The organism is Arthrobacter sp. 05T45 (assembly GCF_056395875.1).
Genome location: NZ_JBFTKI010000031.1, coordinates 41,626 through 53,547 on the forward strand (window position 1 = coordinate 41,626; position 11,922 = coordinate 53,547).

9 protein-coding genes are annotated in these 11,922 nt (G+C 66.0%); 6 read left to right on the top strand and 3 right to left on the bottom strand.

Going from position 1 to position 11,922, the window contains the following annotated elements:
* Nucleotides 1-11 precede the first annotated feature (11 nt).
* On the bottom strand, nucleotides 12-632 hold the full coding sequence (locus tag AC1DGD_RS20165; protein ID WP_476858004.1) for a DnaJ family domain-containing protein: 621 nt from the start codon (nucleotides 630-632) through the stop codon (nucleotides 12-14).
* 245 nt (nucleotides 633-877) lie between these two features.
* On the opposite strand from AC1DGD_RS20165, the gene AC1DGD_RS20170 reads away from it, so the two are divergent.
* Nucleotides 878-1,111: a hypothetical protein gene (locus AC1DGD_RS20170; RefSeq protein WP_028276090.1), complete on the top strand. Its 234-nt coding sequence runs from the start codon at nucleotides 878-880 to the stop codon at nucleotides 1,109-1,111.
* 131 nt (nucleotides 1,112-1,242) lie between these two features.
* Nucleotides 1,243-3,279, top strand: coding sequence for a glycosyltransferase family 2 protein (locus AC1DGD_RS20175; protein WP_476858005.1), 2,037 nt, complete (start codon nucleotides 1,243-1,245; stop codon nucleotides 3,277-3,279).
* Nucleotides 3,280-3,306: 27 nt separating this feature from the next.
* On the opposite strand, the gene AC1DGD_RS20180 is transcribed toward AC1DGD_RS20175, so the two are convergent.
* Nucleotides 3,307-4,227, bottom strand: a complete 921-nt coding sequence (locus tag AC1DGD_RS20180) for an MBL fold metallo-hydrolase (protein WP_476858006.1) — start codon at nucleotides 4,225-4,227, stop codon at nucleotides 3,307-3,309.
* 327 nt (nucleotides 4,228-4,554) lie between these two features.
* On the opposite strand from AC1DGD_RS20180, the gene AC1DGD_RS20185 reads away from it, so the two are divergent.
* The 4 genes from AC1DGD_RS20185 (at nucleotide 4,555) to AC1DGD_RS20200 (ending at nucleotide 10,704) form a co-directional block, all read left to right on the top strand.
* Nucleotides 4,555-6,153: a PucR family transcriptional regulator gene (locus AC1DGD_RS20185; RefSeq protein WP_476858007.1), complete on the top strand. Its 1,599-nt coding sequence runs from the start codon at nucleotides 4,555-4,557 to the stop codon at nucleotides 6,151-6,153.
* Nucleotides 6,150-7,094 carry a glutaminase gene (locus AC1DGD_RS20190; protein WP_476858008.1) on the top strand — a complete coding sequence of 315 codons (945 nt, stop codon included), beginning with the start codon at nucleotides 6,150-6,152 and terminating at the stop codon, nucleotides 7,092-7,094. Before AC1DGD_RS20185 ends, AC1DGD_RS20190 begins: the two co-directional genes overlap by 4 nt.
* Before the next feature lie 74 nt (nucleotides 7,095-7,168).
* On the top strand, nucleotides 7,169-8,683 hold the full coding sequence (locus AC1DGD_RS20195; protein ID WP_476851757.1) for an amino acid permease: 1,515 nt from the start codon (nucleotides 7,169-7,171) through the stop codon (nucleotides 8,681-8,683).
* A 293-nt stretch (nucleotides 8,684-8,976) separates the two neighbouring features.
* On the top strand, nucleotides 8,977-10,704 hold the full coding sequence (locus AC1DGD_RS20200; RefSeq protein WP_476858009.1) for a thiamine pyrophosphate-dependent enzyme: 1,728 nt from the start codon (nucleotides 8,977-8,979) through the stop codon (nucleotides 10,702-10,704).
* A gap of 87 nt (nucleotides 10,705-10,791) precedes the next feature.
* Here the strand turns inward: AC1DGD_RS20200 and AC1DGD_RS20205 are convergent, their stop codons facing one another.
* Entirely contained in the window at nucleotides 10,792-11,658 is an 867-nt protein-coding gene (locus AC1DGD_RS20205) for a DDE-type integrase/transposase/recombinase (RefSeq protein ID WP_476858010.1), read from the bottom strand.
* Nucleotides 11,659-11,922 lie beyond the last annotated feature (264 nt).

Genomic DNA, 11,922 nt, shown 5'->3' on the forward strand with positions numbered 1-11,922 from the left:
CCTGTGAGCGTTTAGTTCGGCGGCGCCTGGCCCGCCCCGCTCCACAGCCGCCGCCACCAGGGCCGCTTCGGCTCCGGCTCCGGAGGGGCGATGGCGGCCGCGGCAGCCCGGCGACCCCGCCAGCGGTCCAGTTCGGCGTCGACGTCCCGCGTTTTGGTGATCACGGGCGGCCCGCCCTGGAGCTGCCGCCGGGCATCGATGACCCGGGCATTGAAGTCCTCCACGATCTCGCGGACCTGCTTTTCGCTGAACTGGGCATCGAGCCGCGCGTCGAGCTCGGCGTCCTCGGTGCGGAGCAGGATCGCCTTCGGGCCCAGGCCGGAGATGTTCTCCCGCTGGATCAGGCCCTTGACCCACCAGTCGGGGTCGTACGCCTCGCCCAGCCCGGGAATGGGTTTGCCGGCGTACTTGAGGTTGTCGAACTTGCCCTGCGCCATGGCATCCCGGATCAGGTACTCGGCCTTGGCGGCGTCGTCGATCTTGGCGCGCTTTTGCCGGAGTTCCTCCTCGGCGGCGTTGAGCTCGTCGTTCTCCTGCGCCGTGCTGCCCGAGGCCCGCACGGCCCGGAGTTCCGCGGCACGCTCCACCCGGCGCCGGAAAGCGCTGTTGGAACCACTGAACCCGCTGCTCATCAGTCACCACCGTCCTCGCCTGTCGGAATCGCGGATCTGCCTTCCAGTATGAGGAACAGCGGGGCGGCGGCAAAAGGTCCGCGCGGCGGCGAACCGCGACGATGGCAACCCGCCCCCTCGCCGAGACGGGATCCTTACACTCCCGTAACCCGGCGTTAACTCACCCGTGCGAAGCTGGGGACTTCGGATAAAACTAAGCATCCTTCCCATCTTTTCTGCACAGCAGATCCCGAGGAGTTGCAGCCGTGAACAGCCAAAACCAGAGCGCGTCCGGAAGCCCCCTACAAACCAGCCGCGAGGAAGCGCCAGAGGATCAGAGCAGCACGCATGTCACGCATGTCCGCGAAGACGTGGCCATGGCGGGCCGGTGCGCCAACGTCCACCTGCCCACCGGGCGCACGTGCACGTTGCCCAAGCGCCACCCCGGCTCGTGCAATTTCGTCGGGCCCGAGGACGCGGAGCACGTCGCAAAGCAATAGATCAAAGCAGTAGGACGAAGCGCACGCCCTCCGCAGTTTTGCGCAAGGATTCCGGCGGCTCCGGTCACTGGTGCCATGCCGCGGCTACGCTGATCGGACATTGAGCACCGGATCTAGCTGAGGGAGATCACGTGCCTCGAGAGAATCTGCGTGAAGATCTGCAGCACGCCGAGAACGCATCGGCTCAAGGACTGCCGACTGGAAGATTATCCGCTGCGCCGCGGCCCGTACCACTGGACGCCACAGCCCTGACCCGGGCCGGCATTGCCGGCTGGGCCGCCCGGCTCGGACCTCCCGGAGCGGAAGCACCCCGGTCCCGGAGGCTGGCCCATGTCGGCGGTATCGCGGCCATCGCCGCCCTGGTCCTCTACCTGACGTGGCGCGTCCTGTTCACGATGCCGTCGGGGGAATGGAACCTGGCCATCGCCTGGATCCTGGTCACCTTCGAGGCCTTGCCGCTGGCCGGCCTCATCCTGAAGGCCTGGTCCGTGTGGAACATTGACAGCCATCCGCCGGCGCCCGTGACGGAGGCCCCGAACGGCATGCGGGTGGCGGTGCTGATCCCCACGTACAACGAGCCCATCGAGGTTCTGACGCCCACGGTCGCGGCGGCCTGCGAGCTGGCCCCGGCGCATGAGACGTGGGTCCTCGACGACGGCGACCGGCCTTGGGTCGAGGAAATGTGCGTCGCCTACGGCGCCCGGTATGTCCGGCGGCCCGTCCACGACCACGCCAAGGCCGGCAACATGAACCACGCCCTGGGCCTGATGGCCTCGGAGAAGGCCGCCGGCGGCCCCGGCATCGACATTATCGCCGTCCTGGACTGCGACCACGTCCCGCTGCCCACTTTCCTCACCGCCACCCTGGGCTGGTTCGAAGACCCCGGGATCGCCCTGATCCAGGGTCCGCAGTCGTTCTACAACGGCGGCGCGTTCGACGACGACGGAATCACGGGTGAGCAGGGCACCTTCTTCAACGTCCTCATGGCGTCCCGCAACGTACCCGGCGCCGGACCCTTCTGGTGCGGGTCGACGTCGTTGTTGCGTCTGAGCGCCCTGCAGGAGGTGGGCGGCGTGGCGACCGAGACCATCACCGAGGACATGCACACCACGCTCAAACTCATCCGGCGCGGCTGGCGGACCGTCTACCACCACCAGACGCTGGCCGTCGGGCTCGCGCCGGCGACCCCGGACCAGTACCTGCTGCAGCGCCGGCGCTGGGGCATGGGTGCCATGCAGATCCTCGTCCACGAGAAGCTGTGGGCGGCGAAGGGGTGGCTGTCGTGGCGGAATTACCACGAGTACCTCAACGGCACGCTGTGGTGGCTGGAGGGCATCGCCACGCTCGTGGCCTTCCTGATTCCGGTGGTGATCATGCTGTCCGGGGCGCAGACCTCCACTGCCGGGCCGCTGCTTTTCACCGGGGTCTTCCTGGTCATGTTCACCGTGCGCCTGGGGGGGTCCAAGCAGCTGATGCGCAACGAAATCCACTGGCCCACGGCCTTCGTCCTGCGGATTTTCCGCGTCCCGGTCGGCCTGGCGTGCCTCTGGTGGCTCATGTCCCGGAACATCCTGGAGTTCCAGGTGACGCCCAAGGGTGCCGCCGACCTCCGACTCCGGGGCCGGACGCCGCGCATCCTGATCGTGATGGTTGTCCTCATCTCCGCGGTGATTCTGTATGCGGCGGCCGGGTTGGCCGGGCTGGTGCCCTGGCGCACGACGCCCGGTTCTACGGTAGCGTCCGGTGCCTGGCTGGTGCTCGCCGGCGCGGTCCTGGTGCTCGGAACACGCAGGATCCGGGCCGCCGAATTCGCCACATCCCGCCGCAACGCCTACCGGATGGAGGTGTCCGCGCCGGTGGAGGCCGAGGGCACGAGCGGAGAGCTGCTGGACATTTCGGTCGGCGGCGCCGCAGTCCGCTTCCCCCACGGCACGCTGCCGGCTTCGGGGTCCGTCATGCTCCGGTTGCCGGAGGCCGCGCCGGTCCGGCTGCAGGTCATCCGCACCACAGGGCAACCCGACGGCACCGAGATCGCGTCCCTGCGGGCGGCCGACGACGACTGGGCCACCTACCGTGCGCTCTCGTTGTGGATCTTCCACACGCCCGCAGGGGCGTTGCCCGATTTCCCGCCCGGCGTCCCGGCCGCGGCGTCGCTGCGGGGGCGCTGAGGGCTGGAGGCCGGTGGTCCCGCCCGCTCATTCCCCCTCGAGGCAGAGGATGAACCCGGGAAACACATGCCGGCCGGGGCGTCCGCCCACCTCGTCGATGGCCCGGCGGATCTGCCGGAGCTGCTCCACGGTCATCTGCAGCGGTGGTTCGTCGGGCTGGTAGGTGGTGAAGATTGGATAGTCGACGCCGGGCTGCTGCGACATTTCGATGTGGCAGCCCAGGACATGGGTGACGGGGTGGGTGGCGCAGAACCCGATCAGCCGCTCGATGGTGCTCACAAACGCTGGCCAGTCCTGGATGTAGAGCCGGCCGGGATAGACCGTGTCTCCGGTGAGCAGGAACCCGGTGTGGGGATCGTAGAACGTCACGGCCGCGTTGTGGTGCCCCGGGCTGGGCCAGCATGCCAGGACGCGCCCGCCGAGGTCCACCTGCGCGGGCTGAACGGCGCCGCCGCCGGCGTCCGGGTCGCCGTCGTCCGAGTCGCTGGCGTCACTGAATCCGAAGAATTCCCAGGCATTGTCCCGGGCCGCGTCCACCAGAACGGTGTCGGGACGGCCCGCGAACTGGGCATCGCCTGCGACATGATCGCCATGCGGGTGGGTGTGGAGGACAAGGAGACCGTAGCCGTCGCGGGGATGGGCGGCAAGCCAGGCCGCCACAAGGCCGTCGACAACGCGGCGCAGCGGGAAGAAGTCCGCGGATGCGGTCGCGCCGGTATCGATGAGGACGGCCCGCGCGTTGCCGAACAGCAGGAACATGAACGGCGCCTCGTAGTTGACCGCCATGTTCTGGCGCAGGATGAACGTGTGCCGGTCGTAGGCGTGGACCTGGATGTCCGGGTCCGTGTTGTGCTTCGCCGATTCCGAGCCGTGGATCCAGGCCACCTCCAGGTCTCCGGACCGGGCGCGGCCTGCCGTGAAGTCGATCAGGTCCGGGGGCGTCTCCATGGGTTCTCCTAGGGGCGTCAGCGCCAGTGGCGGCGGGTGCGGCGGACGTCGGGTTCCGCAATGACGCACCAACACTCCATGATGACCGGTCCCCTTCCGGTCCTCAAACCCCGTCGGTTGCTCCGTAGTTGCCCTTTTGACGAGTGATTACGGCACTTACGAAGCAATCGATGGGGCCCCGCAGCTCTGCAGACCTCGCCTTGGTCCGTAGACCTAAAACGGGCCGCGTAATTTAGGAGCTTTTCCATACTTTCGGCGATGTCTGCTGGATAGGCTGAGGTGTCCGGACAAAGCCGTCCGGGCGGTGCCAATGTCAGAAAGAAGCCCATGGCCGCAGCTACAGTGGACGACATCCTCGCGGATCTTCCGCTGGGTTTCGCCAGCCTGATGCTTCGGCCGTCCCGCACGGATGCTGCGATCGAACGCTTTCTGATCGTCGACGCTGACGACGAGACCGCCGACGGCGGGTCTGCGTTTGTCCTGCTGATCGGCGTGCGCGGACGCTCCGCGTTGCCCGCAGTGCGGCGCCTCTTGAAAAGCCCGCCCCTGGTCCTGGCCGTCAAGGGCAGCCACGAGGAACTGGTGGAAGCGGAAGAGCTGCTGCGCGCCGCCGGAACCGGGCTGCTGCTGGTGGACCCGGCGGCAGACTGGGACCGATTGCTGTCCATCGCCAAGGACCGAATCCAGCCGCCCAGCTACCAGCGCGAAGTGCTGACCCTGCTCGAAGAAGACCTCTTCGCCATCGCCCAGACCACGGCCCGCCTGACCTCCAGCCACGTGGTGATCGAGGACGCCGCCAACAAGGTCCTGGCCTACTCCACGGTCACCAACGCCATTGACGAACTGCGCAAGGCCTCGATTCTGGCCCGGCGCGGCCCGCGCAAATACGAACTCCTCCTCAAGGACCTCGGCGCCTACCGCGAGCTGCACCGGACGCGCCTGCCGGTCCGGGTTCCCGCCCGGCCCCAGGACGGCCTGCGGGAGCGCGTCGCCATCAGCCTGTTCGCCGGTGACCGCATCATGGGCTACATCTGGCTCCAGGAAACCGGCGGCGGCTTCGGCGACGACGTCGACTATGTGCTCACCGGCTCGGCCGCGCGGGCCTCCGCCGAGCTGATCCGGTACCGCAACCAGCAATCCGTGCACATGCGCGAGGACCGGATCGTGCGCCTCCTTTCGGGTCCCGCGGAGGCTGCGGCGAGCGCGCACAGCGAGAAAATCCCTGCGGACCGCCCCGCGGCCCTGATCCTGATTGGCCTCTCGGCGTCCGAAGCCCAGGAGAACGACGCCGCACTCAAACACGGCGAGCTGGCCAACCTCGCTTCAATCCATGCAGCCGCCTACAAGTCCTCAGCCATCGTGGGACAGTTTCACGGCGACACCGCCGTGATCCTTCCCGGGCTGCAGTCCGCCAACGCCGGGGCTGGTCTGCGGAGCCTGGCCGAGGCAATCGTCAAGGACGCCAACAAGCACCTCGGCATCAGCCCCTTTGCCGCCGTCGGCCCCGCTGTTCCCGATCTGCTATCAATCCATTCCGTGACCGGAATATGCGAAGCGCTGCTGGGCTGCATGCGCCGCTCCGGCGAAGTTTCGGTTGCCACGGTGGACGACTTCGAAGCCGAGATCCTCTTCCACGACGCCGTGGAGAACTTTACGACGGCGGCCTTCCGGCACCGCAGCCTCTGGGCCCTGCTCCGCGACGACGCGGAACTGGCCGTAACCCTGCGTGCCTTCTTCGACGCGTCACTCGACGTGGCCGAGTGCGCGAAGCGGATGCAGCTGCATAAGAACACCGTCTACTACCGGATCGGCAAGGTCAGCCGGGTCACCGGCCTGGACTTCGGCAATCCCCGCCATGCACTGGTCGCGCTGCTGCATGTTCAGGAGTGGTCCGGCACGCAGAAGGAGCATGTGGGCAAGAAATGATGACAACACTTGATTCGCCGCCGCTTGCCTTATTACTGGATGACATTGTCCGCGGCCACCGGCCCCGGACGGAAGCGGGGTCAGTCCCCGCAAACATTCCCCACATGCAGTCCCCGCCGTTCGACCGTTTCGGCATCGCGGTTGCCACGACGTCCGGGGAACTATTCAGTTCCGGCGACGCCGATCTTCCGTTCTCGATCCAGAGCATCTCCAAGGTCTTCACCCTGGCGATGGCGCTCGGCGCCGATGACTCCGGCTCGTTGTGGTCCAGGGTCCTTCGCGAGCCTTCAGGCACGTCCTTCAACTCTTTGGTCCAGCTTGAAGTCGAGCACGGGATCCCCCGGAACCCGTTCATCAACTCGGGCGCCCTGGTGGTCACCGACCATCTGATGGAAAGAACTCCCGACGCCGCCGCCCAGGTCCTGCGTTTCCTCACCGGCCAGGTGGGTCACCAGAATGGAAGACAGGGTCCTTTCATCGACGAAATGGCCGCAAAGAGTGAACTCTCCAGCAGCAGCCGCAACCTGGCCCTCGCCCACTTCCTGAAGGAATTCGGCAACCTGCGGCGGCCCGCACAGGCAGTGGTGGAGAACTACGTCAGGCAGTGCTCAATCATGATGACCTGCGTGGAGGTGGCCAAGGCGGGTCTATTCCTCGCGCAGGATGGTCGTGGAGTACAAGGCGCGGTGATCTCCAGGAGCGAGGCTAAGCGCATCGGCTCCATCATGCTGACCTGCGGCATGTATGACGCAGCCGGCGAGTTCGCCTACCGCGTGGGACTTCCCGGGAAAAGCGGTGTAGGCGGCGGCATCCTGGCGATCGTCCCCGGGGAGTGCGCCATCTGCGTCTGGAGCCCCCGGCTGGATTCCAAAGGAAATTCCCTGGCAGGCACGGCGGCTCTCGCTGACCTGTCCGACCGGACCGGGTGGTCGATTTTCTGATCTGACGCCCGGCTGTCCCCACAATCTCACTCCAGAACCCCATTTAGATCTCTGACAGATCGAAAGGAACACCCATGCCCAACAACCCCAATGACGAGGTTGGCTTGTACCAGGCCGATGGCGGCCACGCCCACGCTTCGGATGCCCTGATCCACGCGGAGGACTCGGGCTATCACAAGAGCCTGAAGCCCCGGCAGATCCAGATGATCGCGATCGGCGGGGCCATCGGAACCGGCCTGTTCCTGGGTGCCGGCGGCCGGCTCAACGCGGCCGGCCCGTCATTGGTCATCGCCTACGCCGTCTGCGGCTTCTTCGCGTTCCTGATCCTGCGCGCCCTGGGTGAACTGGTGCTGCACCGGCCCTCGTCAGGATCGTTCGTGTCCTACGCCCGCGAATTCTACGGAGAGAAGGCCGCGTTCATCTCCGGCTGGTTCTATTGGATCAACTGGGCCACCACCACCATCGTGGACATCACCGCCGCGGCCCTCTACATGAACTTCTTCGGCAAATACATCCCCTGGATGGGGGCCGTACCGCAGTGGGCGTGGGCGCTGATCGCCCTCGTCGTGGTCCTCTGCCTCAACCTCGTCTCCGTCAAGGTGTTCGGCGAGCTCGAGTTCTGGTTCGCCCTGATCAAGGTCGCGGCCTTGGTCGCGTTCCTGTTGGTCGGCACCTACTTCGTCATGTTCGGCACGCCCGTGGAAGGCCAGGAAGTCGGATTCAGCCTCATCACCGACAATGGCGGCCTCTTCCCCAACGGCCTGCTGCCCATGATCATCCTCATGCAGGGCGTGCTGTTCGCCTACGCCTCGATCGAACTGATCGGTACCGCCGCCGGCGAAACCGAAAACCCCGAAAAAATCATGCCCAAGGCCATCAACTCCGTGGTCTTCCGGATCGCCGTCTTCTACGTCGGCTCGGTCATTCTGCTCGCCCTGCTGCTGCCCTACACCTCGTATGAAAAAGGCGTCAGCCCGTTTGTGACGTTCTTCGGATCCATCGGTATCCAAGGCGTGGACGTCATCATGAACCTCGTGGTCCTCACAGCCGCCCTGTCCTCGCTGAACGCCGGCCTATACTCCACCGGCCGCATCCTGCGTTCCATGTCAGTGGCCGGATCGGCCCCGAAGTTCGCCCAGCGGATGAACAAGGCCGGTGTCCCCTACGGCGGCATCGCCATCACCGCCGGAGTCTCCCTCCTCGGGGTCCCGCTGAACTACCTGGTCCCCGGCCAGGCTTTCGAGATCGTCCTGAACGTCGCCGCCGTAGGCATCGTCGTCACTTGGGCCACCATTGTGCTCTGCCAGATCCAGCTCAAACGGTGGGCAGACAAAGGCTGGCTTGAGCGCCCCTCTTTCCGGATGTTCGGCGCCCCCTACACCGGGTACCTCTCCCTGGTATTCCTGCTCGGCGTCCTCGTCATGGTCTTCATCGATTCCCCGCTCACATTGCTGGTGACACTGGTGGCCTGCGCGCTGATGGTAGGCGGCTGGTACGCCTGCCGGAAACAAATCCACGACATCGCCGAAACCCGCGACGGCTTCACGGGCGCCGCGCCCGTGCTGGCCAACCGGACTCCAATCCGCTAATCGAACATCCCAGTGCCGACCAATCCCGCAACCCGGCACCCAACGCGAAAGCCTTCATGAAGCCACTAAACCCGCTGAGTCCCGGCCGAACCAGCACTCTGCAGGAACGCCGCCCGCCAGACGCGCACAAGGACAAGCCGCCGGCGTCGAACGACAGTTGCGAGGACGGCTGCTTCTTCTGCACCGGACCGGAAACAGACTAGCCACCGTTCCGCTGGATTCAGTGGACATGCCATGCCCGCCAACCCAACCCAAGAAGACAAGTAGTGATGAAAACCGAGTCTGCATCCACAATGACCGCAACCGACACGCACCCAGTTGAAGGCGACACCATCAAACCCCTTCAGACGGCCCCAGGGGCTGTCCTGGATAACCGCAACGGCGCCAGCACCCTCAAGTCCGCCGGCCACGTGATTGTTGATTCGCTCGCGGCGCACGGGGTGGAACGCACGTTTGTTGTCCCGGGGGAAAGCTTCCTGGACGTCCTCGACGGGCTGCACGGCTCTGAGATCGAGACCGTGGTCTGCCGGCACGAGGGCGGCGCCGCCTACATGGCCGAGGCAGACGGCAAGATGAACCAGCGCCCCGGCGTCGCCATGGTCACCCGCGGCCCCGGGGCAGCGAACGCCCACGTGGGCCTGCACACCGCGTGGCAGGACTCCACCCCGATGCTGCTCTTCGTCGGACTGATTCCGTTCGCGCACCGGGACCGCGAGGCGTTCCAGGAGTTCGACATCAAGGCGTGGTTCGACACCGGCGCCAAACGCGTGATGGTCCTCGACCACCCCGAGCGGGCCTCCGAAATTGTCGCGGAGGCAATGTTCGCGGCCATGAGCGGCCGTCCCGGGCCCGTGGTGGTGGGCCTGCCGGAGGACATCATCCGCGCACAGATTGATCCGGCCCTGCACCCGGCCATCCCGGTTGCCGCGGGCGGCATGAGCAGCACCGATGCCGGTGCGCTGGCTGAGGCGCTGGCACAGTCGAAGAAGCCGCTCTTTGTCACCGGCGGGAACGACTGGACCCAGGAAGCCGCCTCGGAACTAACCCGCTGGCTCGAAAAGCACCACATCCCGGCCGCGGCGGAGTGGCGTACACAGGGGACCGTCTCCTTTGATTCGCCCAGCTACGTGGGGCCGATCGGCTACGGCAGGCCCCGCCCGACGTATGACCTCCTGGAGGAAACCGATCTGCTCGTTTTCGTCGGGACGGTCCCGGGGGACGTGATCACGGACGGTTTCGTCTGCCGGCAGGACTGGAACAAGAACAACTTCCTCGTCTCCATCGATCCCTCGCTGCGCGGCCGCTCCGGTCCGGTCTCCCGCCAGATCCTGGCCAAGCCGGACGCCTTCGTCCGGGACTTGGTCAACATCGACCTGCCCGTCAGGCAGGAGTGGAAGGCGTGGACGGCCCGGATGCGCGCCGAGCAGTGCTCCTTCGCCAGCCTGCCGCCGTCCGTCCCCGGTGCCGGTCCCGCGAAGATGGACACCCTGATGGCGAACCTTGTGCCGCTGCTGCCGCAGGACGCCCTGGTGACGTTCGGGGCGGGCGAGCACACCAACTGGGCGCACCGGTACTTCCCCACCCGGCGCTACGCCTCGATGATCAGCGCCCGGAACGGTTCCATGGGGTACTCGGTGCCCTCGGCCATCGCCGCATCCCTGGCTAGCCCGGAGCGCCGGGTGGTCACCATCGCGGGCGACGGAGAATTCCTCATGAACGGCCAGGAGCTCGCCACGGCCGCCCAGTACGGAGCCACGCCGCTGATCATCGTGATGGATAACCAGGAGTACGGCACCATCCGCACCCATCAGGAACGCCACTACCCGTCCCGGGTGTCAGGCACTCAGCTGAAGAACCCCGACTTCGGCATGATGGCCCGGGCGTTCGGCGGTTTCGGCATCACCGTCACCGAGGATAAGGATGTGCCGGCCGCCCTCGAGGCGGCGCTGGCCGCCATCGACCGGGACGGTGTGTTCGCCCTGGTCCACCTCATCGTCGAACAGCGGGTCAAGGCCTACTAAATCCACCCTGCCTAACCTGGTTGCGCTATCAGTCCTGGTCGTCATTCGGCGTTGTGCTGTCTCACCTCATCGTTGACACTTCATGTCTCAACTGATCGTGGACGGTTCATGTCTCAGGACTTCGTGGACGGTTGCCTGCCCGTGCCGTTGAGGCCGATGTAGACGGTTCCTTTGGGCGGGCGCGGGTGGCTGATGATTTCTGGCGTTCCACGCCTCGGCCGGGGTCGTGCCCGGCGGCAGCGCCTGGTGTTCACGCTCGGTGTTGTAGTACGTGTCGAAGACATCGACACGGGCCTGTAGTTCGGCGACGGTCGCGGCCTGGGGATGGCGGTTCAGGTAGGTGTGCAGGGTCCGGTGGAAGCGTTCGTTCTTGCCCTGGGTGGTGGGTTTGTAGGGTTTTCCGGTGATCGGCACGACGCCGAGAGCCTTGAGGTATTCCACCAGGGCCCCGGTGCGGCCCCTCCGTGTGGGATTGAACGCCGCCCCGTTGTCCGATAGGAACTTTTGGGGCACTCCGTGGCGATCGATAGCTATTCGCACCACCCGGATGGCCGCTTCGGATGTCTCTGCGTCTGCGACCAGCGATGCCAGTGCCAGGCGGGAATGATCGTCGATGAGCTGGAAAATGGCCACCCTGGCTCCGCCGGCCAGCAGCCACTCCGTCGAGTCGATCTGCCAGCAGCCGTTGGGTTCTGGATAGACGAATCTTTGGTAGGCGCTGCGCGGTTTCTTCCTCGGTTCCGGGACCACGACTCCGGCCCGGGTGAAGATCCGGGCCAAGGTGGCACGTGATGGCGGTTGGACCCCCTGGCGTCGGAGTTTGGCGGCGACGCTCAGCGGCCCGTAGTCATAGCCGAGGCTCTTCAGGGACTCCCGGGTCGCGAGAGCCAGCTGCGCCAAAGAGGCATCGACCTTGGCCGGGCTGGTCGCCGGCTTGGTCGAGGCAGTTTCCAAGGCTTTGATCGTCCCCCCGGCGGCAGCCGCGGCCCGGATCTTGTAAAACCAGGCCCGGGACACCTTATGACGTTCGCAGAACTGTGTAACCGCACCCCTCTCAGCGTCGTCAGGCCATGTCGCCACCAAATGCCGGATCTTGATATCGGGGTGCATTTTGCTCATGACCCGAGCAAAACCGGTCCGAGTGTCCACGATGTCCTGAGACACACTGTCCACGATGTCTTGAGACAGAAACGTCCATTAAGTCATGAGACTCCACAG

Bases quoted from the DNA above. Each gene is read 5' to 3' on its own strand.
- AC1DGD_RS20180 (WP_476858006.1), bottom strand. From the start codon at position 4,227: ATGGAGACGCCCCCGGACCTGATCGACTTCACGGCAGGCCGCGCCCGG.
- AC1DGD_RS20185 (WP_476858007.1), top strand. From the start codon at position 4,555: ATGGCCGCAGCTACAGTGGACGACATCCTCGCGGATCTTCCGCTGGGT.
- AC1DGD_RS20165 (WP_476858004.1), bottom strand. From the start codon at position 632: ATGAGCAGCGGGTTCAGTGGTTCCAACAGCGCTTTCCGGCGCCGGGTG.
- AC1DGD_RS20200 (WP_476858009.1), top strand. From the start codon at position 8,977: ATGACCGCAACCGACACGCACCCAGTTGAAGGCGACACCATCAAACCC.
- AC1DGD_RS20190 (WP_476858008.1), top strand. From the start codon at position 6,150: ATGATGACAACACTTGATTCGCCGCCGCTTGCCTTATTACTGGATGAC.
- AC1DGD_RS20195 (WP_476851757.1), top strand. From the start codon at position 7,169: ATGCCCAACAACCCCAATGACGAGGTTGGCTTGTACCAGGCCGATGGC.